Source organism: Streptomyces sp. NPDC087440, assembly GCF_044744005.1.
Classification (GTDB): domain Bacteria; phylum Actinomycetota; class Actinomycetes; order Streptomycetales; family Streptomycetaceae; genus Streptomyces.
Window position 1 is genome coordinate 63,413 of sequence record NZ_JBIUXN010000010.1, and the last position, 22,822, is coordinate 86,234.

Below are 22,822 nucleotides of genomic sequence, written 5' to 3' on the forward strand. Positions count from 1 at the left end.
TGCGTAATTCTTCTGAGCGTGACAACCCGGATCTTGACCAAGATCGGTGGACTGCATCACTTAGGTAAACCTAAGCTGACCTGCGGAAACGATCACCGGCGAGGCAATCCGGAGGCACCCTCCGAACGCGTGTGACCTGGGGGTACTCCCCCGGTGAGGCCCCTGTGGGGGCCATGGAAAACGGGGCCCGCCCCCCTCCGGAGGCGCAGGCGGTCACCCCGAGCGGACCGCCCCGCTCACGTACCAGTTCAGGCCGCCGACCAGCAGGCCTCCGCCCACGATGTTGCCCGGCACGGTGAAGACCAGGTTCCGCAGCAGCTCGCCCGGGGTCGAGAAGCCCTCGAAGAGCCCGAGCGCGTACAGGGCCATGTCGGCGACACAGTGCTCGAAGCCCGCCGCCACGAACACCAGCACCGGCAGCCAGAGCACCAGGATCTTCGCCACCTCGCCCCGCATCCGGAAGTACATCCACACCCCCAGGCACACCAGCAGGTTGCACAGCACGGCCCGCCAGAAGAGCTGGCCCCCGTCGAGCGCGTTCTTCGCCGCCAGCATCTCGTGCAGCATCGCCCGCGGCCCGGAAGCCGCGGTCACCCCGGCGGCGTGCGCCATGGCGGCGAGCCCCAGCGTCCCCAGCAGGTTCCCGACCAGGCACAGCGCCCAGGTGCCCGCCAGCGCCCGGCGCCCGGTCCGCCCGGTGAACGCCCCCACCAGCATCACCAGCACGTTCGACGTGAAGAGCTGCGCCCCCGTGCACATCACCAGCGTCAGCGCGATCGGGAACACCGCGCCCTCCACCAGCCGCACCCACGGCGAGCCCGCCGCCACCAGCGGGGACACGGCGGTGAGCAGCAGCACCTCCCCCACCGCGATGTACGCCCCGGCCAGCAGCGCGGAGATCAGATAGCCCGACGGACGCCTCAGCCCGTGCGCCTTGTGCACGGCCTGCTGGGCGGTCTCCTCGACGTTCTCCGCGATGCTGATCACGCTGTCGACGTTATGACCGGCCGGTAACCCTTTCCGACCGAAAAGGTCACCTGTCGCAGGCCCTCCGGCTCCCCGCCCCCGGGACCTCCGCCCCCTGCCGAATCCTTTCCCCCCGCCGCCTAGACTCGCTCCCATGTCACAAGAGCCCGTCGTCCAGGTCACCGGCCTGGTCAAGCGGTACGGATCGAAGACCGCGGTCGACGGCCTCGACCTCACCGTCGCCTCCGGCACCGTCACCGCCGTCCTCGGCCCCAACGGCGCCGGAAAGACCACCACCGTCGAGACCTGCGAGGGCTACCGCAAGCCCGACGCGGGCACCGTGCGCGTGCTCGGCCTCGACCCGGTCGCCGACGCCGCGAAGCTGCGCCCGCGCATCGGCGTGATGCTCCAGTCCGGCGGCGTCTACTCCGGCGCCCGCGCCGACGAGATGCTCCGCCACATGGCCAAGCTGCACGCCCATCCGCTCGACGTGGACGCGCTCATCGACCGCCTGGGGCTCGGCAGTTGCGGCCGTACGACCTACCGCAGGCTCTCCGGCGGCCAGCAGCAGCGCCTCGCGCTGGCGATGGCCGTCGTCGGCCGCCCGGAACTGGTCTTCCTGGACGAGCCGACCGCGGGCCTGGACCCGCACGCCCGGCGCTCCACCTGGGACCTCGTCAAGGAACTCCGCGCGTCCGGCGTGAGCGTCATCCTCACCACGCACTTCATGGACGAGGCCGAGCAGCTCGCCGACGACGTCGCGATCGTGAACGCGGGCAAGGTCATCGCCCAGGGCTCCCCCGCCGAACTGTGCCGCGGCGGCGCCGAGAACACCCTGCGCTTCACCGGCCGCCCCGGCCTCGACATGACGTCCCTCCTCAAGGCCCTCCCCGCCGACACCCTCGCGGAGGAGCTGAGCCCGGGGACGTACCGCATCAGCGGCAAGATCGACCCGCAGCTGCTGGCCACGGTCACCACCTGGTGCGCCCAGCACGGCGTGATGCCGGACGGCATCTCGGTCGAGCGCCGCACCCTCGAAGACGTCTTCCTCGAGCTCACCGGTAAGGACCTGCGCCCATGAGCACCGCCCCTTACACCCCCATGCCGGGAGCGGCCCCGCTCGGCCGGATGATCGGGGCGCAGACCGCCCTCGAAACGAAGATGCTGCTGCGCAACGGCGAGCAGCTCCTCCTGACGGTGATCATCCCGGCGCTGCTGCTCGTCCTCTTCTCGGCCGTGGACATCATCGACACGGGAGCAGGCAAGTCCGTCGACTTCCTCGCCCCCGGCATCCTGGCGCTCGCCGTCATGTCGACCGCGTTCACCGGCCAGGCCATCGCCACCGGTTTCGAGCGCCGGTACGGCGTCCTGAAGCGGCTCGGCACCTCGCCGCTCCCGCGCTGGGCGCTGATGACCGCGAAGACGCTGTCCGTACTGGTCACCGAGGTGCTCCAGGTCGTCCTGCTCACCGCGATCGCCTTCGGGCTGGGCTGGTCGCCGCAGGGCAACCCGGTCTCCGTACTGCTCCTCCTGATCCTCGGCACCGCCGCCTTCTCCGGGCTCGGGCTGCTGATGGCGGGCACGCTGAAGGCGGAGGCGACGCTCGCCGCCGCGAACCTGGTGTTCCTGCTGCTGCTGGTCGGCGGCGGGGTCATCGTCCCGCTCGACAAGTTCCCCGACGCCGTGCAGAACGTCCTCGGCCTCCTGCCGATCTCCGCGCTCTCCGACGGCCTGCGCGACGTCCTCCAGCACGGCGCGTCGATGCCCTGGGGCAACCTCGGCGTCCTCGCGGTGTGGGCGGTCCTGGGCCTGGGCGCGGCGGCGAAGTTCTTCCGCTGGGAGTAGCCGCGAAGGATGGTTGCGAGTGACATCACAGCTCTCCACCGCCCCCCTCGTGAAAACTCGCACAAGCACCGGCCTACGATGGTTGCCGTGTTGACCCCCCTCGCCCTCATCGCCCAGCGATGGACGCCCACGCCCCGTACGCTCCAGCGCGCCGCGATGTCGGCCGTCGTGATGAGCGTCCTCATCATCGTGACCGGCGGCGCGGTCCGGCTGACCGGTTCCGGTCTCGGCTGCGACACCTGGCCCAAGTGCACGTCCGACAGCCTGATCGTGACGCCCGAGCAGGGCTTCCACGGGTACGTCGAGTTCGGCAACCGCATGCTGACGTACATCCTGTCGGCGGCCGTCGGCTGGGCGATCATCGCGGCCCGCTCCACGAAGCCGTGGCGGCGCAGCCTCACCCGGCTCTCCTGGGTGATGTTCTGGCTGGTCATGAGCAACGCGATCGTCGGCGGCGTCACCGTGTGGATGGGCCTGAACCCGTGGACGGTGGCCGGTCACTTCCTGGCCGCCAACGCCCTCCTCGCGGTCGCCGTCACCGTCTGGCAGCGCACCCGCGAGGGCGACGGCGCCCCCATCCCGCGCGTGCCGCGCCCGGTGCGCAAGCTGGGCTGGGCGATCGTCGCGGTCACCGCCGTACTGATCGTGCTGGGCACCTCGGTGACCGGTTCCGGCAAGCACGCGGGCGACAAGAGCGAGGTGCCGCGCATGCCGTGGGACTGGACGGACGCCGCGCACCTCCACGCCGCCGCCGCGTGGGTGGTCTGCGCGCTGGCCATCGCGATGTTCCTGGTGCTGCGCATGGTCGACGCGCCGGACGACACCCGTCACCGCTCCCGCGACCTGCTGATCGTGCTGGTCGCCCAGGGCGCCGTCGGCTACGTCCAGTTCTTCACGCAGGTCCCCGAGATCCTGGTCGCCGTGCACATGCTGCTGTCCTCCCTCATGTGGATCGCGGTGATCCGCCTGCTGCTGAGCCTGCGTGAGCGCCCGGTGGAGACCCCGGAGCCCGTGGTGGACTCCCCCGCGGACCAGGTGCCGGCGAGCGCCTGACCGTACGCGTACGCAGAAGGAGGGCCCGGACGAGATCCCGGGCCCTCCTTCTGCGTACGTACGCCCCTCACGTCAGCCGGTACACCCGCCGCGCGTTCCCCGACGCGATCATCCCGGCGACCCGTTCCGCGTCCGGCTTCGACCAGGCGCCCTCGGCGACCCACCCGCCGAGCACCCGGCCCAGCGCCTCCTGGAACAGCCGCGCCCCCACCACGTGCAGCTCCGGCAGCCCGCGCGCCCCGCTGGAGAACAGCACCTTCCCGAACGGCGCCAGCTCCAGCATCTCCGCGAGCACGGCGGCCGCCCCCGCCCCGGTGTGCGAGAGGGCGGGCCCCAGGTCCGCGTACACATGCGGGAAGACGCCCGCCAGGTGCGCCGCGTGCCGGTGGTACGGGTAGTCGTGCAGCAGCACCAGGTCCGTCCCGAGCCCGGCGCTCGCCGCCGCGAACTCCGTCAGCCGCTCCGGGTCCCCGGCCACGTGCAGCTGGAGCGGCAGCCCGCAGCTGACCGCGTTCCACAGCAGATGCCGCAGGAGTACGGGGTCGGACAGCCGCCCTCCGGCCCGGCGCCCCGCCAGCCACCGCCCGGCGGCCCCCCGCACCTCGCCCGGCCCGGGCGGGTGCGGCGCGAGGGCGAGCCCGTGCCGTACCCCCGCCACGGAGGTGAAGGCGACGGCGGTCCTGGTGGCGGCGTGCATGGCCTCGCCCAGGTTGGCGAGGAAGCCCTCGGCGGTGCCGGAGGTGTCGGCGATCTGCTCGGCGAGGAGTTCCAGCCGTACGATCTCGTGCGCCTCGGCGTCGCCCGCGACGGCCAGCTCCTGGGGGCAGGTGAGGTCTCCGGGGAGCCCGGTGTCGACCAGGTAGGCGGCGATCCCGGTGCCGCGCAACAGCCGCCGTCCTGCCTCCAGGACGCCCAGTTCGCGGCGCCGGGCCAGGTAGCGCGCGGGCGGGCAGTGCGGCTCCAGGTCCAGCAGGGGCGGGCACCAGCGACGTACCGCGAAGCCCGTCTGGGTGTCGAAGAAGGTGGTGCCGGGGGCGGGCGGCGCGGGCGTGCGGCCCAGGTGCGCCTCGAAGGTGCCGAGCCCCAGCTCGGTGCGGAGCACGCCGTGGCAGTAGTGGTCCACCAGGGACGGCGGGGTGACGAACATCGGGACTCCCTGTGGGTGGCGTGACGCGTGTGACGCTTCCACGGGGCCTAACGGGTGAGGCCCGCCCCGGGTACCGCGGGCGGGCCTGTTCCTAGCGCTTGTTCGGGGAGCCGCCGAGCTGGATCCCGGCCATCCGCTTCCACTCGTACGGACCCGTCTCGACCTTGGCGGCGAACTCGCCGTCGAAGTCCTCGTGGACGGTGATCCCGGCCTTCTCGGTGGCCGCCTTCGCCACGTCGTAGGTGGGGGCCACCAGGTCGCCCCAGGCGCCGTCGTCGCCGACCAGGACGATGCGGGTGCCGCGCTGCCCGATGTACGCGAGCTGGCCCTCGGCGCCGCCGTGTGCACCGGCGAAGGCGGTGATCTGCTTGGCCAGCTTCGCCGTCCTGCGCGTCGCCGACTTCTCCGTGGGCCGCTCTGCCTGCGTGGTGTCTGCCATGAGCAGGATGCTACCGACGAGTAGCGAAACTGGCGACGGGCGGGACACGTGGCCTTGACCACGTGTCCCGCCCGTCGGGAGCCGCAGGGCTCAGAAGCGGATGAAGGGGTCCACCGCGACGGCCACGAACAGCAGCGAGACATAGGTGATGGACCAGTGGAACAGCCGCATCTCCTTCAGCTTCGCGCCCGTGATCTCGGCCTTGGCGCGGGCCTGGAGACCGTGCGCCTCCCAGAGCCACCAGCCGCCGGTGACGGCCGCGACGATCGTGTAGAACCAGCCGGTGTAGCCGAGCGGCTGGAGCAGCAGGGACACGGCGACCATGACCCAGCTGTACGCCACGATCTGCTTGGCGACCGCCTTGTTGCCCTTGACCACCGGCAGCATCGGCACGCCGACGCGGGCGTAGTCGTCCTTGACCTTCATCGACAGCGGCCAGTAGTGCGGCGGCGTCCAGAAGAAGATGACGAGGAAGAGGATGACCGCCGCCCACGACATCGAGTTGGTCACCGAGGACCAGCCGATGAGGACCGGCAGGCAGCCGGCGATGCCGCCCCAGACGATGTTCTGCGCGGTGCGGCGCTTCAGGATCATCGTGTAGACGACGACGTAGAAGAGCAGCGCGCCCAGCGACAGCGCGGCGGACAGCCAGTTGACCAGCAGCCCGAACCAGAGCGTGGAGATCACCGCGAGCGAGATGCCGAAGACCAGGCACTCGCGCGGACTGACCATCCCGGTGACCAGCGGACGCTGCGACGTGCGGTCCATCAGCGCGTCGATGTCGCGGTCGATGTACATATTGAGCGCGTTCGCGCCACCGGCGGAGAGATATCCGCCGAGGCAGGTGGCGAGCACCAGCCACAGGTCGGGGACACCCTGCTCCGCCAGGAACATCACCGGAACGGTGGTGATCAGCAGGAGCTCGATGATCCTCGGCTTGGTCAGTGCAACAAACGCCTTGACCCGGGCTCCGGTCGGCCGATGGCCCCCCGGGCTGGGAGTCGAAGCGACCCCTGCGGGTCGGGACTCGACGGCCGTCACGCACACCCCTGACGATGAATTCCCGAAGCAAGCTCCGGGCGTGAAGGCCCGGTAAAGACTTGCGCGTACCACGCCACTCTAGACGTTGCCCATACGTCGCCCTTCGCCGGGGTGGGGTCGTGTTGGGCCGACCGTGAACAACCCGCGGGACGGGGCACCTGCGGAGTAGTGTCCGGATGTATACGGAAATGCGTTCGCCGGGAGGCGAACCCCCTCCCGCACGCGCACTCTGGTCTGAGACACCGCGTATTTCCACGGCGTGGACTCGAAATTTTGCGCGTTCCTGCGGGGGTAGGCTCGACAACGCCCGGTGCGGCGAACAGTCACCGGGACCTAAACATTGTGGAGAGGAGCCCTGACCCAGGGTGAGCACCAAGCCGACCACCACAGACCTTGAGTGGACCGAATTGGACCAGCGGGCCGTAGACACCGCCCGCGTCCTGGCCGCGGACGCCGTACAGAAGGTCGGCAACGGCCATCCGGGTACGGCGATGAGCCTGGCGCCGGCCGCGTACACCCTCTTCCAGAAGGTGATGCGGCACGACCCGGCGGACGCCGACTGGACCGGCCGCGACCGCTTCGTCCTTTCCGCGGGCCACTCGTCCCTCACGCTCTACACCCAGCTCTACCTGGCCGGTTTCGGCCTGGAGCTGGACGACCTCAAGTCGTTCCGCACCTGGGGCTCCAAGACCCCCGGTCACCCGGAGTACGGGCACACGGTCGGCGTCGAGACCACGACCGGTCCGCTGGGCCAGGGTGTCGCCAACGCGGTGGGCATGGCGATGGCCGCCCGCTACGAGCGCGGCCTGTTCGACCCCGAGGCGGCGACGGGCGAGTCCCCGTTCGACCACTTCATCTACGCCATCGCCGGTGACGGCTGCCTCCAGGAGGGCATCTCCGCCGAGGCGTCCTCCATGGCCGGGCACCAGAAGCTCGGCAACCTGGTCCTGCTGTGGGACGACAACCACATCTCGATCGAGGGCGACACGGAGACCGCGATCTCCGAGGACACGCTGAAGCGGTACGAGGCGTACGGCTGGCACGTCCAGCGCGTCGCCCCGAAGCCGGACGGCGACCTGGACCCCGAGGCGCTGTTCAACGCGATCCAGGCGGCCAAGGCCGTCACGGACAAGCCGTCCTTCATCGCGATGCGCTCGATCATCGCCTGGCCCGCCCCGAACGCGCAGAACACCGAGGCCGCGCACGGCTCGGCGCTCGGCGACGACGAGGTCGCGGCCACCAAGCGCGTCCTCGGCTTCGACCCGGAGCAGACCTTCGAGGTCTCCGACGAGGTCATCGCGCACACCCGCAAGGCGCTGGACCGGGGCCGTGAGGCCAAGGCCGAGTGGGAGAAGGGCTTCGCCGCCTGGCGCACCGCCAACCCGGAGCGCGCCGCCGAGTTCGACCGCATCGCCGCCGCCGAGCTGCCCGAGGGCTGGGAGGAGAAGCTCCCCGTCTTCGAGACCGGCAAGGGCGTCGCCACCCGTGCGGCCTCCGGCAAGGTGCTCCAGGCGCTGGGCGCGGTCATCCCCGAGCTGTGGGGCGGCTCGGCCGACCTCGCGGGCTCCAACAACACGACGATCGACAAGACCTCGTCGTTCCTCCCCGAGGGCAACCCCCTCCCGGAGGCCAGCCCGTACGGCCGCACCGTGCACTTCGGCATCCGCGAGCACTCGATGGCCGCCGAGATGAACGGCATCGCCCTGCACGGCAACACCCGCATCTACGGCGGCACCTTCCTGGTGTTCTCCGACTACATGCGCAACGCGGTGCGCCTGTCCGCGCTGATGCACCTGCCGGTGACGTACGTGTGGACGCACGACTCGGTCGGCCTCGGCGAGGACGGCCCGACCCACCAGCCGGTCGAGCACCTGGCCTCGCTGCGCGCGATCCCGGGCCTCAACGTCGTCCGCCCGGCGGACGCCAACGAGACCGCCATCGCCTGGCGCGAGATCCTGAAGCGGTACACCAAGGTGTTCGGCAAGGGCGCCCCGACGGGCCTGGTGCTGACCCGCCAGGGTGTGCCGACGTACGAGCGCAACGAGGACGCCGCGCGCGGTGGCTACGTGCTGTTCGAGGCCGAAGCGGCCGACGGCCAGAGCACAGACGCCCAGGTCGTCCTCATCGGCACCGGCTCCGAGGTCCAGCTCGCCGTCGAGGCGCGCGAGGAGCTCCAGGCCGCGGGCGTCCCGACGCGTGTCGTGTCGATGCCGTCCGTGGAGTGGTTCGAGGAGCAGGACCAGGGGTACCGGGACAGCGTCCTTCCCCCGTCCGTGAAGGCGCGTGTCGCGGTCGAGGCCGGTATCGGTCTGACCTGGCACAAGTACGTCGGTGACGCGGGCCGGATCGTCTCGCTGGAGCACTTCGGTGCCTCGGCCGACGGCAAGGTCCTCTTCAAGGAGTTCGGCTTCACCGGCGAGGCCGTCGCGGCCGCCGCCCGGGAATCGATCACCGCCGCCCAGCGCTGACGCTCGTACAACGATCTAGGAGATGCAGAACTCATGACAGACGCACTCAAGCGCCTCTCCGACGAGGGCGTTGCGATCTGGCTCGACGACCTGTCGCGCAAGCGGATCACCTCCGGCAACCTCGCCGAGCTGATCGACCAGCAGCACGTCGTGGGCGTCACCACCAACCCGTCGATCTTCCAGAAGGCGATCTCCTCCGGCGACGGTTACGAGGGCCAGCTGACCGACCTCGCCGCCCGGAAGGTGACCGTCGAGGAAGCCATCCGGATGATCACGACGGCGGACGTCCGTGACGCCGCCGACATCCTGCGCCCCGTCTTCGACGCGACGCAGGGCCAGGACGGCCGGGTCTCCATCGAGGTCGACCCGCGCCTGGCGCACAACACCCGGGCGACGGTCGCCGAGGCCAAGCAGCTCGCCTGGCTGGTGGACCGCCCCAACACGCTGATCAAGATCCCGGCGACGAAGGCCGGTCTGCCGGCGATCACCGAGGTCATCGGCAAGGGCATCAGCGTCAACGTCACGCTGATCTTCTCCCTTGAGCGCTACCGCGAGGTCATGGACGCCTACCTGGCGGGTCTGGAGAAGGCGAAGGCCGCGGGCCTGGACCTCTCCAAGATCCACTCGGTGGCCTCCTTCTTCGTGTCCCGCGTGGACACCGAGATCGACAAGCGCCTCGACGGCCTGGGCACGGACGAGGCCAAGGCCCTCAAGGGCAAGGCCGCGCTGGCCAACGCCCGCCTGGCCTACCAGGCGTACGAGGAGGTCTTCTCCTCCGACCGCTGGGCGGCCCTGGACAAGGCGCAGGCCAACAAGCAGCGGCCGCTGTGGGCCTCGACCGGCGTCAAGGACCCCGCGTACAAGGACACGCTGTACGTCGACGACCTGGTGGCCCCGGGCACGGTGAACACCATGCCGGAGGCGACCCTGGAGGCCGCGGCCGACCACGGCGAGATCACCGGCAACACCATCGCGGGCACGTACGAGCAGGCCCGCGCCGAGCTCGACGCCGTCGAGAAGCTGGGCATCGCGTACGACGACGTCGTGGAGCTGCTGGAGACCGAGGGCGTCTCCAAGTTCGAGGACGCCTGGAACGACCTGCTCAAGTCGACCGAGGCCGAGCTCAAGCGCCTCGCTCCTTCGGAGGGCTAAAACCTTGTCCAGCAGCAATCCGCTGCGTGACGCACAGGATCGACGGCTCCCGCGCATCGCGGGGCCGTCGGGCCTGGTCATTTTTGGCGTCACGGGCGATTTGTCCCGTAAAAAGTTGATGCCCGCCGTCTACGACCTGGCCAACCGCGGCCTGCTGCCGCCGGGCTTCTCGCTCATCGGCTTCGCCCGTCGCGACTGGGCCAGCGAGGACTTCGCGCAGGTCGTGCACGACGCGGTCAAGGAGCACGCGCGCACGGAGTTCCGCGAGGAGGTCTGGCAGCAGCTGATCCAGGGCATGCGCTTCGTCCAGGGCGACTTCGACGACGACGAGGCGTTCGAGACGCTGAAGTCGACGATCCACGAGCTGGACCAGGCGCAGGGCACCGGCGGCAACTTCGCCTTCTACCTGTCGGTGCCGCCGAAGTTCTTCCCCAAGGTCGTCCAGCAGCTGAAGAAGCACGGGCTGGCGGACCAGAAGGAGAACTCCTGGCGGCGCGCCGTCATCGAGAAGCCCTTCGGGCACGACCTGGCCTCCGCGCAGGAGCTCAACCGGATCGTCCACGAGGTCTTCCCGCCGAACGAGGTCTTCCGCATCGACCACTACCTGGGGAAGGAGACGGTGCAGAACATCCTGGCGCTGCGTTTCGCCAACCAGATGTTCGAGCCGATCTGGAACCGGTCGTACGTGGACCACGTGCAGATCACCATGGCCGAGGACATCGGCATCGGCGGCCGGGCCGGGTACTACGACGGCATCGGCGCGGCCCGCGACGTCATCCAGAACCACCTCCTCCAGCTCCTGGCCCTGACCGCGATGGAGGAGCCCGCCTCCTTCGACGCGGACGCGCTGGTGGCGGAGAAGTCCAAGGTGCTGGGCGCGGTCAAGATCCCCCGGGATCTGGGCCGGGACACCGTGCGCGGCCAGTACGCGGCGGGGTGGCAGGGCGGCGCGAAGGCCGTCGGCTACCTCCAGGAGGACGGCATCGACCCCAAGTCGAAGACCGACACCTACGCCGCCGTGAAGCTGGAGATCGACAACCGCCGCTGGGCGGGCGTCCCGTTCTACCTGCGCACCGGCAAGCGCCTCGGCCGCCGGGTCACGGAGATCGCGGTCGTCTTCCAGCGCGCCCCGCACTCCCCCTTCGACCACACCGCCACCGAGGAGCTCGGCCAGAACGCGATCGTCATCCGCGTCCAGCCGGACGAGGGCGTCACCGTGCGCTTCGGCTCCAAGGTGCCCGGCACCTCGATGGAGATCCGGGACGTGTCGATGGACTTCGCGTACGGCGAGTCCTTCACGGAGTCGAGCCCCGAGGCGTACGAGCGCCTGATCCTGGACGTGCTCCTGGGCGACGCCAACCTGTTCCCGCGCCTCGAAGAGGTCGAGCAGTCCTGGCGGATCCTCGACCCGATCGAGCAGTACTGGGACACCCACGGCAAGCCCGCGCAGTACGCGTCCGGCACCTGGGGCCCGGTCGAGGCGGACGAAATGCTCGCACGAGACGGACGGAGCTGGCGCCGGCCATGAGGATCGACCTGACGGACACCACGTCCAGCAAGATCAACAAGGCACTCGTGCAAGGACGGCGGGCCATAGGAACCCCCGCCGTCGGCATGGTGCTGACCCTCGTCATCGTGACGGACGAGGAGAACGCGTACGACGCCCTCAAGGCGGCGAACGACGCGTCCCGCGAGCACCCCTCGCGCACCCTGGTCGTCGTCAAGCGGTTCTCGCGCTCGCCGCGCGACCGCTCGAAGGCGCGCCTGGACGCCGAGGTGCGGCTCGGCGCCGACGCGGGCACCGGTGAAACGGTTGTGCTGCGCCTGTACGGCGAGGTCATCAACCACGCCCAGTCGGTGGTCCTGCCGCTGCTGCTGCCCGACGCCCCCACGGTCGTCTGGTGGCCGGTGAACGGTCCCGTGGACCCGGCGAAGGACCCCCTGGGGGCCCTGGGCCAGCGCCGCGTGACCGACACGTACGCCGCCGAGCAGCCGATCCACGAGCTGACGGCCCGCAGCGAGAACTACACGCCGGGCGACACGGACCTGTCCTGGGCCCGCATCACCCCGTGGCGTTCGATGCTGGCGGCCGCGCTCGACCAGCTGCCCACCAAGGTCACCTCGGTCGAGGTGGAGGGCGAGGAGTTCAACCCGAGCTGCGAGCTGCTGGCCATGTGGCTGGCGGACCGCCTCTCGGTGCCGGTCAAGCGCACCCTCTCCGCCGGTCCCGGTCTGACGGCCGTACGGATGGAGACCGAGGACGGCCCGATCGTCCTGGACCGCGCCGACGGCTCGCTGGCCACGCTGTGCATGAACGGCCAGCCGGACCGCGCGGTGGCGCTCAAGCGCCGCGAGACCTCGGAGCTGCTGGCCGAGGAACTGCGCCGCCTGGACCCGGACGACACCTATGCGTCGGCGCTGAAGTTCGGCGTGGACCGGCTGGGTGCGGTCGTGGAGAAGGCGGAGGCGGAGGCTTCCAAGACGGGCGAGGACGCTGCTGCGGACAAGCCCGCTCCGGCGAAGAAGGCCGCGCCCGCCAAGAAGGCGGCCGCCAAGTGATGAGCAGCTCACCGCAGTTGGTGGTGCACCGGGACAAGGAGCTGATGGCGCAGGCCGCGGCGGCCCGGCTCATCACGAAGGTCGTCGACGCGCAGGCCGCCCGCGGCTCGGCGTCGGTGGTCCTCACCGGTGGCCGCAACGGCAACGGTCTCCTGGCGGCGCTGGCCTCCTCCCCGGCCCGGGACGCGATCGACTGGTCGCGCCTGGACCTGTGGTGGGGCGACGAGCGGTACGTCCCGGCCGACGACCCGGAGCGCAACTACACGCAGGCCCGCGAGGCCCTGCTGGACGCGGTCCCGCTGGACCCGGCCCGGGTGCACGCGATGCCCGCGTCGGACGCGGGCTTCGACGACGCGGACTCGGCGGCGGAGGCCTACGCGGCCGAACTGGCGGCGGCCGCTCGCCCCGAGGACCACGGCCGGGTCCCCACCTTCGACGTCCTCATGCTGGGTGTCGGCCCGGACACGCACGTCGCGTCGCTCTTCCCGGAGCACCCGGCGGTGCGCGAGACGGAGCGGACGGTGGTGGGTGTGCACGGCGCCCCCAAGCCCCCGCCGACCCGTATCTCGCTCACCCTCCCGGCGATCCGGGCGGCCCGCGAGGTGTGGCTGCTCGCGGCGGGCGAGGACAAGGCGAAGGCCGCGGCCATCGCCCTCTCGGGCCCCGGCGAGATCCAGGCCCCGGCCTCGGGCGCGTACGGCCGTGCCCGCACACTCTGGCTGCTGGACACGTCGGCGGCATCGGAACTCCCGAGGTCCCTCTACCCCCCGTCCTCGGCCTGACCTTCCTCACGCACCGCGGCCCGGCCCGTCCCTCACCAGGGGAACGGCCGGGCCGCGGTGCGTCGGCGTTTTTACGCGTGTTGCGGCGTGCTGTCCGGGTCCCGCTCCAGGAACGGGCCGAGCAGCCCCTCCACCGCCTCCGCGGCGAACTCCAGCCCCTCCGCCTGCCCCGCGTCGTACGCGGAGTACGCCCCGGTCCCGGCGGCGGTCGTGGCCGTCACCGTGACCAGCCCCTTCCTCCGCTGGAACACCGACTGCTTCACGGTGAACCCGATCACCCCGTCGCGCCGCAGCGCCACCGTGGCCCGCCGCACCGACCCCGACCGCACCACCAGGTACGCGCCCGTCAGCCCGTGCCCCAGGGAGCGGTACGCGTCCACCGCCAGCAGCGCGGCCACCGGCAGCAGCAGCACCGCTGCCGCCCCCGCGACCCACACCAGCACCTGTGTCAGCAACACGCCCAGCAGCAGGAGCACCGCCACCAGGGTGAGCACCGAGCCGAGCGCCCACCGCAGCCGCCGCCCGCGCGCCGCCACCGGGTGCGCCCGCAGACGTACCGCCGACGTGGGAGAGACCGGCTCCCGCAGCACGCGTGCGGCCACCGCGTCCGCCACCGGACGGGGCACTGCCGGGACGAGGGTCTTGCGGTCCGTCTTCTGGTCGGTCTCGGTCTCCGCGAGGCCGGTCGCCACTGCGTCCACCCTGGCCGCGCCGGACAGCCGGATGCCCAGCGGTTCCAGCACCTCCACCCCGCGCAGCCGTCGCTCCTCGATGGAGATCGACCGGGAGGTGAACAGCCCCCGCTGCACCCGCAGCGTCCCGCCCGGCTCGCGGTCCAGCCGGTACCCCCACCACATCTCGACGAACAGCCCCAGCGCTCCGACGACCCCCGCGACCAGCAGCACCAGGGCCAGCGTGAGGATCATCCAGAGCACGGCCGCCCCCTCGAACAGGTCGCCGACCCACTCGATGACCTTCGCCTGGAGCCCAAACCACTCGCTGCCCTGCATCACCGCGCCGCCCGCGGCGAGGCCCAGGAGGGGCGCGGCGAAGGACACCGGCGCGTACTTGATCCAGCGGGGGTCCAGGGTGGCGAGCCTGCCGTCGACGTTCTCGCCGTCGTCCTGCTGGGCGGCCCGGCTCAGCAGCTCGCGGCGCAGCCGGTCGCCCTCCTGCCGGGTGACCGGGTTGATCTGGAGGATGGAGTCCGCTCCCCCGGCGCTGTGCTCCCCGGTGCCGATGCGCACCTTGACCAGGCCGAGGACCCGCAGCAGCGGGTGGGCGGTGAGGTCGACGGTGCGGATGCGCTCCCGGCGCAGCGACCGGCGCTTCACCAGCAGCAGCCCGGTGTGCAGTTCGGCCCGCTCGGGGCCGATCCGGTAGCGGGTGTGCCGCCAGCGGAGGTACTCCAGGCCCGCGCTGCCGAGGATGAACAGGGCTGCCCCGCCGAGCACCCAGCCGAGCGCTCTGGCCGCCCCGAAAGGGACCACGAGGGCGACGAAGGTGGGCACGCCGCCGCTGAAGGCGATGCCGCCCATGAGGAGCGAGGAGATGAGTACCGTACGTCGGTCCAGCTTCTGCCAGGGCACGTCGGCGGGGGTGCCCGGGGCCGGGGCGGCGTCCGCACCGTCCGCGGGCACCTCGGCAGGCACCTCGGCGGGCACCCCGTCCGTGGACGGCCCGTCCCCGTTCGCCCGCGTGCCGCTCATGTCGCGTCCCCGGGGGTCGCCCCGGTGATCTCGGTGAGCCGTTCCGCGAGTTCGGCCGCGACCTCGTGGTCGAGCCCCTCGATCTTGACGGCGCCCTTGGCGGACCCGGTGGTGACGACGACGGTGGCCAGCCCGAAGGCCTGCTGCAGCGGCCCGCGCACGGTGTCCACGGTCTGGATCCGCGACATCGGCGCGACGCGCCACTCCTGCCAGAAGTACCCGGTGTGGACGTACACCGCCGCGTCCGTGACCTCCCAGCGGTGCACCCGGTACCACCACACGGGCAGGAACAGCGCGGCGAGCAGCCCCGGCACGGCGATCACCACCGCGGGGAGGAACAGCCAGAACCTGGCCGGTCCGATCAGCACCCCGAGCAGGACCAGGACGAGGACCGGCGACAGGACGAGGAGCAGCCACTGCACCCGCCACCAGGGGACGACCCTGCGGTCGAACCTGTTGCGCGGCGGTCTCAGCCGTACCGCCCCCGTGCCCGCTCCGGTCCCCGTCACCGTCACCCCTCACCCCTCAGCCGGTCGACCTCAACGGCCTCGCAACGTACGGTACTTGCCCACCAGAGCAGCGGTCGAACTGTCGAGCGCCTCGCCCTTCTCCGCTCCGGTCAGCACCGGTTCGATCTTCTTCGCCAGGACCTTGCCCAGCTCGACGCCCCACTGGTCGAAGGAGTCGATGTTCCAGATCGCGCCCTGGACGAACACCTTGTGCTCGTACAGCGCGATCAACTGGCCCAGCACGGACGGCGTCAGCTCGTCGCTGAGGATCGTGGTCGTGGGGTGGTTGCCGCGGAAGGTCTTGTGCGGCACCAGCTCCTCGGCGACGCCCTCGGCCCGTACCTCCTCCGGGGTCTTGCCGAAGGCGAGCGCCTGCGTCTGGGCGAAGAAGTTCGCCATCAGCAGGTCGTGCTGGGCCTCCAGGCCGGCGGTCAGGTCGGCGACCGGGCGGGCGAAGCCGAGGAAGTCGGCGGGGATGACCTTGGTGCCCTGGTGCAGCAACTGGTAGTACGCGTGCTGCCCGTTGGTGCCCGGGGTGCCCCAGACAACCGGTCCGGTCTGCCAGTCGACGGGGTTGCCGTCGCGGTCCACGGACTTGCCGTTGGACTCCATGTCGAGCTGCTGGAGGTAGGCGGTGAACTTCGACAGGTAGTGGCTGTACGGGAGGACCGCGTGCGCCTGCGCGTCGAAGAAGGCCCCGTACCAGACTCCGAGCAGGCCGAGCAGCAGCGGTGCGTTCTCCTCGGCGGGAGCGGTGCGGAAGTGCTCGTCGACCTGGTGGAAGCCGTCGAGCATCTCGCGGAAGCGGTCCGGGCCGATGGCGATCATCAGCGAGAGGCCGATGGCCGAGTCGTAGGAGTAGCGGCCGCCGACCCAGTCCCAGAACTCGAACATGTTGGCCGTGTCGATGCCGAAGTCGGCGACCTTCTCGGCGTTGGTGGACAGCGCCACGAAGTGCCGGGCGACGGCGGAGGCGTCGCCGCCGAGCTGCGCCAGCAGCCAGTTGCGGGCGGAGGTGGCGTTGGTGATGGTCTCGATCGTCGTGAACGTCTTGGAGGCGACGATGAAGAGCGTCTCCTCGGCGTCCAGGTCGCGGATCGCCTCGTGCAGGTCGGCGCCGTCCACGTTGGACACGAAGCGGAAGTCCAGCTCGCGGGCGGTGAAGGAGCGCAGCACCTCGTACGCCATGGCGGGACCGAGGTCGGAGCCGCCGATGCCGATGTTGACGACCGTCTTGATGCGCCTGCCGGTGTGCCCGGTCCACTCGCCCGAGCGGACCTTGTCGGCGAAGGCGGCCATCTTGTCGAGGACGGCGTGCACGGCCGGGACGACGTTCTCGCCGTCGACCTCGATCACGGCGCCGCGCGGGGCGCGCAGCGCGGTGTGCAAGACGGCGCGGTCCTCGGTGGTGTTGATCTTCTCGCCGCGGAACATGGCGTCCCGCAGCTCGGCGACGCCGGTGGCCCTGGCCAGCCCGCGCAGCAGGCCGAGGGTCTCGTCGGTGATCAGGTGCTTGGAGTAGTCGAGGTACAGGTCGCCGACCTGGAGCGTGTAACCCGTGCCGCGGGCCGGGTCGGCGGCGAACAGCTCGCGCAGGTGGGCGTCGCCCAGCTGCTCCCGGTGCTTGCCCAGCGCCGCCCACTCGGGCAGCTGGTTCAGCCTGGTGCGGCCGTTCTTCGAATCCATCGCGTTCATCTCGGACATCAGCCCACTTCTACTCGTATCCGCATGCATCCCCCGCTGCTTCCCCAACTTAATTGATCAGGGGTGCGAGTGCGGCAACGGCCAGCCCCATCAGTACGGCTGCCATCAGGGCGGGGGTGTTCAGCCCCCGGGCGGCCGCCGTGAGCCCCGCGAGGAGCGCGCCGAGCGGGGCTCCCGCGACGGCGAGCGTCCGGAAGGCCGAGCTGACCCGTCCCAGCATGGCCGCCGGGCTGCGCTCCTGCATCAGCGTCGTCTGGTTGGCGTTCCACACGATGCCCATCAGTCCGAACACCGCCATCGCCGCGACCGCCGCCCACAGCTCCCGCACCGTGCCCAGGACGACCAGTGCGGCGGTCTGGACGAGACCGGCCAGGAACACGCTGCGTATCCGCCCGAGCCGGGTGGCGAGCCGTCCGGCCAGCAGCCCGCCCGCCACGCTGCCCACGCCGTACGCGGTGATCGCCGCCGCGAATCCGCTCTGCCCGGCGTCCAGCCAGCCGGTGACGTGCAGCACCAGGGTCGCGATGAGCCCGCCGACCCCGATGTTGCCCAGGGTCGTCGCGGTGCACAGGCCGCGCAGCTGCCGGTCCGCCCACAGCACCTTCAGCCCGGCCGCGATGTCCCCGCGCAGGGTGCTGCCCGCAGGGCGCGGCGCCCGCTCCGGTGCCGGGACCCGCAGCGAGGCGATCAGCACGGCGGCGACGACGTAGGTGACCGCGTCGGCGGCGTACGGCACGGAGGGCCCCTGGATCAGCAGCACCGGCACCAGCGGGGCGGCCAGGAACGTACCGGCCACCTGCTGCCCGGTCATCAGCCGCGCGTTGGCCGAGCCCAGTGCCGTCGTCGGCACCAGGGACGGCAGCAGGGCGGTCGCCGCGTTGTCGAAGAGCGTCTGGAGGGTGGTGAGGGCGAAGGCCACCACCATGAGCAGGGCGATCGAGGCGTGCCCCAGCGCGACGGCCACCGCGAAGCCCGCCATCAGCACCCCGCGCACCGCGTCCACGGCCCACATCGCCCGCCGCTGGTCGACCCGGTCCGCGACCGCCCCGCCGAGCAGCCCGAACAGCAGCCACGGCAGGAATCCGCACGCGCTGACCAGCGCCACCAGCACCGGGTCCCGCGTCAGCGTCGCGGCCAGCAGCGGCATCGCTGCGGTGCGCAGCGAGTCGCCGAACTTCGACACGACGGCCGCCGACCACAGCCGTCCGAACCCCCCGCGCCACGCGGGCGCCCGCGCCTCCACCGCCTGCACCGCTGTCACAACTGCCCCCGTGAGCCGAGCCGTTCCGATCCTGCCGTTCAGATCATGGAAAGACCGTAAGGGGTACCACTGACAATCGCGCTGACCAGCAGAAACACTCGATATCAGCTCGACAGCAGGCAGAAACAGCGAGGGCCGGACACCTCACGGTGTCCGGCCCTCGCCGCAATTCCTAGATCTCGCCCCGCAGTTTGGCGAGCGCCTCCGCGAGGATCGCCTCGCCGTCCGCGTCGCTGCGCCGCTCCCGCACGTAGGCGAGATGCGTCTTGTACGGTTCCGTGCGCGGCGGAGCCGGGGGGTTGTCCCGGTCCTGGCCGGCCGGGAATCCACAGCGCGGACAGTCCCAGGTGTCCGGGACCTGCGCGTCGCTGGCGAAGCTGGGCTGTGTCTCGTGCCCGTTGGAGCACCAGAAGGAGATGCGCAGGCGGGGTGCGGACTCGCCGCGCTCGGCCTCGCCCATCGGCCCCGCTCCGACCCGGCTTCCCCGGATCGCGTTGCCACTTGCCACGGTCGTAACTCCCTGCGTGATGTGCTGCGGGGCTGTGTCCTACTGCCCCGCGGCGAGCGCCCAGTCTGCAGTCTGCATGAGGCCCAACGCGCGTCCAGTGACGGGAGTTACACCCCGACGCCGGGACGCCTGCCCATGATAGGCCGCGATCCCGGCGTCGTACCGGACGATGCGCGTCAGCCGTCGAGCTTCATCAGCAGCGCCAGCGCCACGATGAGTGCGAACCAGACGAGCCCCACGACCACGGTGATCCGGTCGAGGTTGCGCTCGGCGACCGAGGACCCTCCGACGGACGACTGCATGCCGCCGCCGAACATGTCGGAGAGGCCGCCGCCCTTCCCCTTGTGCATCAGAACCAGCAGCATCAGCAGCAGGCTGAATACGATCAGGGCGATCGAGAACCCCATAACCACGGCTGGACCAACTTCCTCGGATCAGACAAACCAGGCAAAAGCAACGGGGGCCGGTGGCGAGCCACCGACCCCCGTCAGAGTACGACGGATCGGCCCGAGGGCCTACTCACTGCCGGTAATACCGGCAGCTGCCGCGGCCGACTACTGGTCGCGGAAACGCACGATCTTGACGAACTCGTCGGCGTCCAGCGCCGCGCCGCCGATCAGCGCACCGTCCACGTCCGGCTTCGCCATGATCGCGGCGACGTTCCCGGACTTGACGGAACCGCCGTACTGGATGCGGACCTTGTCGGCCAGCTCCTGCGAGTACAGCTCGGCGAGACGGCCGCGGATGGCCCCGCAGACCTCCTGCGCGTCCTCGGGCGTGGCGACCTCACCGGTGCCGATCGCCCAGACGGGCTCGTACGCGATGACGATGGACTCGGCCTGCTCGGCCGGGATGTCCTTGAGGCCGCCGTCGACCTGGGCCAGCGTGTACGCGACCTGCTGGCCGGCCTTGCGGACGTCCAGGCCCTCGCCGACGCACATGATCGGGGTGAGGCCGTGCTTGTACGCGGCCTTGACCTTGGCGTTGACGACCTCGTCGGTCTCGTTGTGGTACTGGCGGCGCTCGGAGTGGCCGATCGCCACGTAGGAGCACTTGAACTTCGCCAGCATCGCGCCGGAGATCTCACCGGTGTACGCGCCGGAGTCGTGCGCCGAGAGGTCCTGGGCGCCGTACTTGATCTTCAGCTTGTCGCCGTCGACCAGGGTCTGCACCGAACGCAGGTCGGTGAAGGGCGGCAGGACCGCGACCTCGACCGCGTCGTAGTCCTTGTCGGCCAGCGCGAAGGCGAGCTTCTGGACGTGGGCGATGGCCTCGAGGTGGTTGAGGTTCATCTTCCAGTTGCCCGCCATCAGCGGGGTACGGGTGGTGCTCATCTAGGGATCAGTCCTCCAGTGCGGCAAGGCCGGGCAGGGTCTTGCCTTCCAGGTATTCGAGGCTTGCGCCGCCGCCGGTCGAGATGTGGCCGAACGCGTTCTCGTCGAAGCCGAGGATGCGGACCGCGGCGGCGGAGTCGCCACCGCCGACGACCGAGAAGGCGCTGCTGTCGAGCAGGCCCTGCGCGACGGCGGCGGTGCCACCGGCGTAGTCGGGGTGCTCGAAGACGCCCATGGGTCCGTTCCAGAAGACCGTGGCGGCGTCGGCCAGCTTGGCAGCGTACAGCTCACGGGTCTTGGGGCCGATGTCCAGGCCCTCCTGGTCGGCCGGGATGGCGTCGGCGGCGACCGTGGACGGGTTGGCCGGGGTCTTGCCCTTGAGGTCGGGGAACTCCGCCGAGACCAGCACGTCGACCGGCAGGACGAACTCGACGCCCTTCTTCTTCGCCCGGTCCAGGTACTCCAGGACGGTGGGGATCTGGTCCTCCTGGAGCAGCGAGATGCCGACCTCGTGGCCCTGGGCCTTGAGGAAGGTGTACGCCATGCCGCCGCCGACCAGGATGCGGTCGGCCTTCTCCAGCAGGTGGTCGATCACGCCGAGCTTGTCGGAGACCTTGGCGCCGCCGAGGACGACGACGTACGGGCGCTTGACGTCCTCGGTGAGCTTCTTCAGGACGCCGACCTCGGTGGCGATGAGGTCGCCGGCGGCGTGCGGCAGGCGGGCCGGGAGGTCGAAGACCGAGGCGTGCTTGCGGTGCACCGCGCCGAAGCCGTCGCCGACGTAGAGGTCGGCGAGGGAGGCGAGCTCGTCGGCGAAGGCGCCGCGCTCGGCGTCGTCCTTGGACGTCTCACCGGCGTTGAAGCGCAGGTTCTCGATGACCGCGACCTGGCCGTCGGTCAGCGCGTCGACGGTGGCGCGGGCGGACTCGCCGACCGTGTCCGTCGCGAAGGCGACCTCGGCGTCGAGGATCTCGCCGAGCCGGGTTGCGGCCGGGGCGAGGGAGAACGCCGGGTCCGGGGCGCCCTTGGGGCGGCCCAGGTGCGAGGCGACGATCACGCGTGCGCCCGCGGCGGCGAGCTTGGCGATCGTCGGGGCGACGGCGCGGATGCGGCCGTCGTCGGTGATCGTGGTGCCGTCGAGCGGCACGTTGAGGTCGGCGCGGACGAAGACCCGCTTGCCGGTCACACCGTCGGCGATGAGTTCGTCGATCGTCTTCATGAAGTACGGCTCCTCAGAAGGGCTGGACAGGCCACAGGGCTCGCACAGCGCCGCATTGCGCTGCCCGAGCCCTGTCGCTCACATCTTGATGCTCTCAAGCTTTGCTGATCAGAGCTGACCGCCGACGAAGACGGTCAGGTCGACCAGACGGTTGGAGTAGCCCCACTCGTTGTCGTACCAACCGAGGATCTTCACCGTCTTGCCGTCCTGGACCATGGTCAGGGACGAGTCGAAGGTGCACGACGCCGGGTCGCTCACGATGTCGGAGGAGACGATCGGGTCCTCGGTGTAGTAGAGGATGCCCTTCAGGTCGCCGTCCTCGGAGGCCTTCTTGAACGCGGCGTTGACCTCGTCCTTGGTGACCTCGCGGCCGAGCTCGACGACCAGGTCGGTGGCCGAACCGGTCGGGACCGGCACGCGCATGGCGATGCCGTCGAGCTTGCCCTTGAGCTGCGGGAGGACCAGCGCGGTGGCCTTGGCGGCACCGGTCGTGGTCGGGATGATGTTCTCGGCGGCGGCGCGGGCGCGACGCAGGTCCGAGTGCGGGAAGTCCAGGATGCGCTGGTCGTTGGTGTACGCGTGGACCGTCGTCATCAGGCCCTTGACCAGGCCGAAGTTCTCGTCGAGAACCTTCGCCATCGGCGCCACGCAGTTGGTGGTGCAGGAGGCGTTGGAGATGACGTGGTGGTTGGCCGCGTCGTACTTGTCCTGGTTGACGCCCATCACGATGGTGATGTCCTCGTCCTTGGCCGGAGCCGAGATGAGGACCTTCTTCGCGCCACCGGCGATGTGCTTCTCGGCGTCGGCCTTCTTGGTGAAGATACCGGTCGACTCGATCACGATGTCGACGCCCAGCGTGCCCCACGGGATGTCGGCGGGGTTGCGCTCGGACAGCACCTTGATGGTGTGGCCGTCGACGGTGATGGTGTCCTCGGTGTGCGACACCTCGGCCTTGAGGCGGCCCAGGATGGTGTCGTACTTCAGAAGGTGCGCGGTGGTCGCGGTGTCACCCAGGTCGTTGACAGCCACGATCTCGATGTCCGCACCCTGCTCCAGCAGCGCCCGGAAGTAGTTGCGCCCGATGCGGCCGAAGCCGTTGATGCCTACGCGGATCGTCACGAACCGA

21 protein-coding genes are annotated in these 22,822 nt (G+C 70.6%); 8 read left to right on the plus strand and 13 right to left on the minus strand.

Annotated features, from left to right (window positions below; all coding sequences use genetic code 11):
- Nucleotides 1-213: 213 nt before the first annotated feature.
- Nucleotides 214-987: a formate/nitrite transporter family protein gene (locus tag ACIO3O_RS20795; RefSeq protein WP_401747862.1), complete on the minus strand. Its 774-nt coding sequence runs from the start codon at nucleotides 985-987 to the stop codon at nucleotides 214-216.
- Between the two features lie 133 nt (nucleotides 988-1,120).
- Between ACIO3O_RS20795 and ACIO3O_RS20800 the strand changes: the two genes are divergently transcribed.
- The 3 genes from ACIO3O_RS20800 (at nucleotide 1,121) to ACIO3O_RS20810 (ending at nucleotide 3,864) form a co-directional block, all read left to right on the plus strand.
- The gene (locus ACIO3O_RS20800; protein WP_401747865.1) at nucleotides 1,121-2,047 is read left to right on the plus strand and encodes an ABC transporter ATP-binding protein; all 927 of its coding nucleotides are present in this window, start codon (nucleotides 1,121-1,123) and stop codon (nucleotides 2,045-2,047) included.
- Nucleotides 2,044-2,811, plus strand: a complete 768-nt coding sequence (locus tag ACIO3O_RS20805) for an ABC transporter permease (RefSeq protein WP_401747869.1) — start codon at nucleotides 2,044-2,046, stop codon at nucleotides 2,809-2,811. Before ACIO3O_RS20800 ends, ACIO3O_RS20805 begins: the two co-directional genes overlap by 4 nt.
- A 78-nt stretch (nucleotides 2,812-2,889) precedes the next feature.
- The gene (locus ACIO3O_RS20810) at nucleotides 2,890-3,864 is read left to right on the plus strand and encodes a heme A synthase (protein ID WP_401747872.1); all 975 of its coding nucleotides are present in this window, start codon (nucleotides 2,890-2,892) and stop codon (nucleotides 3,862-3,864) included.
- A gap of 67 nt (nucleotides 3,865-3,931) precedes the next feature.
- Here ACIO3O_RS20810 and ACIO3O_RS20815 read toward each other — a convergent pair whose 3' ends face one another.
- From ACIO3O_RS20815 to ACIO3O_RS20825, 3 genes are all read right to left on the minus strand, one after another.
- Nucleotides 3,932-5,011: an amidohydrolase gene (locus tag ACIO3O_RS20815; RefSeq protein ID WP_401747875.1), complete on the minus strand. Its 1,080-nt coding sequence runs from the start codon at nucleotides 5,009-5,011 to the stop codon at nucleotides 3,932-3,934.
- Nucleotides 5,012-5,102: 91 nt separating this feature from the next.
- Nucleotides 5,103-5,450, minus strand: a complete 348-nt coding sequence (locus ACIO3O_RS20820; RefSeq protein ID WP_401747877.1) for a hypothetical protein — start codon at nucleotides 5,448-5,450, stop codon at nucleotides 5,103-5,105.
- A gap of 90 nt (nucleotides 5,451-5,540) precedes the next feature.
- A complete protein-coding gene (locus ACIO3O_RS20825) occupies nucleotides 5,541-6,497 on the minus strand; it encodes a heme o synthase (RefSeq protein WP_401747879.1) in 957 nt (318 codons plus the stop codon).
- A gap of 359 nt (nucleotides 6,498-6,856) precedes the next feature.
- Here ACIO3O_RS20825 and tkt point away from each other — a divergent pair, with 359 nt between their 5' ends.
- The 5 genes from tkt to pgl are packed head-to-tail and all read left to right on the plus strand — an operon-like array spanning nucleotide 6,857 to nucleotide 13,452.
- Nucleotides 6,857-8,959 (plus strand): transketolase, encoded by a 2,103-nt coding sequence (tkt, locus tag ACIO3O_RS20830; RefSeq protein WP_401747881.1) that lies wholly within the window; start codon nucleotides 6,857-6,859, stop codon nucleotides 8,957-8,959.
- Nucleotides 8,960-8,992: 33 nt separating this feature from the next.
- Entirely contained in the window at nucleotides 8,993-10,111 is a 1,119-nt protein-coding gene (tal, locus tag ACIO3O_RS20835; RefSeq protein ID WP_401747883.1) for a transaldolase, read from the plus strand.
- A gap of 4 nt (nucleotides 10,112-10,115) precedes the next feature.
- The gene (zwf, locus tag ACIO3O_RS20840) at nucleotides 10,116-11,639 is read left to right on the plus strand and encodes a glucose-6-phosphate dehydrogenase (protein WP_401747884.1); all 1,524 of its coding nucleotides are present in this window, start codon (nucleotides 10,116-10,118) and stop codon (nucleotides 11,637-11,639) included.
- Nucleotides 11,636-12,670 (plus strand): glucose-6-phosphate dehydrogenase assembly protein OpcA, encoded by a 1,035-nt coding sequence (gene opcA / locus ACIO3O_RS20845; RefSeq protein ID WP_401747887.1) that lies wholly within the window; start codon nucleotides 11,636-11,638, stop codon nucleotides 12,668-12,670. The genes zwf and opcA overlap by 4 nt, the downstream gene beginning before the upstream one ends.
- Complete coding sequence (gene pgl / locus ACIO3O_RS20850) at nucleotides 12,670-13,452, plus strand: 6-phosphogluconolactonase (protein ID WP_401747890.1); 783 nt, start codon at nucleotides 12,670-12,672, stop codon at nucleotides 13,450-13,452. Before opcA ends, pgl begins: the two co-directional genes overlap by 1 nt.
- 71 nt (nucleotides 13,453-13,523) lie before the next feature.
- Here pgl and ACIO3O_RS20855 read toward each other — a convergent pair whose 3' ends face one another.
- The 9 genes from ACIO3O_RS20855 to gap form a co-directional block, all read right to left on the minus strand.
- Nucleotides 13,524-15,161, minus strand: a complete 1,638-nt coding sequence (locus tag ACIO3O_RS20855) for a PH domain-containing protein (protein WP_401747893.1) — start codon at nucleotides 15,159-15,161, stop codon at nucleotides 13,524-13,526.
- Nucleotides 15,158-15,670, minus strand: coding sequence for a PH domain-containing protein (locus ACIO3O_RS20860; protein WP_401747896.1), 513 nt, complete (start codon nucleotides 15,668-15,670; stop codon nucleotides 15,158-15,160). The genes ACIO3O_RS20855 and ACIO3O_RS20860 overlap by 4 nt, the downstream gene beginning before the upstream one ends.
- Before the next feature lie 30 nt (nucleotides 15,671-15,700).
- Entirely contained in the window at nucleotides 15,701-17,374 is a 1,674-nt protein-coding gene (gene pgi / locus ACIO3O_RS20865) for a glucose-6-phosphate isomerase (RefSeq protein WP_401747899.1), read from the minus strand.
- A gap of 49 nt (nucleotides 17,375-17,423) precedes the next feature.
- On the minus strand, nucleotides 17,424-18,635 hold the full coding sequence (locus tag ACIO3O_RS20870) for an MFS transporter (protein WP_401747901.1): 1,212 nt from the start codon (nucleotides 18,633-18,635) through the stop codon (nucleotides 17,424-17,426).
- A 172-nt stretch (nucleotides 18,636-18,807) separates the two neighbouring features.
- Entirely contained in the window at nucleotides 18,808-19,095 is a 288-nt protein-coding gene (locus tag ACIO3O_RS20875; protein WP_019885342.1) for an RNA polymerase-binding protein RbpA, read from the minus strand.
- 224 nt (nucleotides 19,096-19,319) lie between these two features.
- Nucleotides 19,320-19,550 carry a preprotein translocase subunit SecG gene (gene secG, locus ACIO3O_RS20880; protein WP_266656744.1) on the minus strand — a complete coding sequence of 77 codons (231 nt, stop codon included), beginning with the start codon at nucleotides 19,548-19,550 and terminating at the stop codon, nucleotides 19,320-19,322.
- Nucleotides 19,551-19,697: 147 nt separating this feature from the next.
- Entirely contained in the window at nucleotides 19,698-20,477 is a 780-nt protein-coding gene (gene tpiA / locus ACIO3O_RS20885) for a triose-phosphate isomerase (protein ID WP_401747904.1), read from the minus strand.
- Nucleotides 20,478-20,484: 7 nt separating this feature from the next.
- Complete coding sequence (locus tag ACIO3O_RS20890) at nucleotides 20,485-21,696, minus strand: phosphoglycerate kinase (protein WP_401747907.1); 1,212 nt, start codon at nucleotides 21,694-21,696, stop codon at nucleotides 20,485-20,487.
- Nucleotides 21,697-21,804: 108 nt separating this feature from the next.
- Entirely contained in the window at nucleotides 21,805-22,815 is a 1,011-nt protein-coding gene (gene gap, locus ACIO3O_RS20895) for a type I glyceraldehyde-3-phosphate dehydrogenase (RefSeq protein ID WP_401747909.1), read from the minus strand.
- Nucleotides 22,816-22,822: the final 7 nt, after the last annotated feature.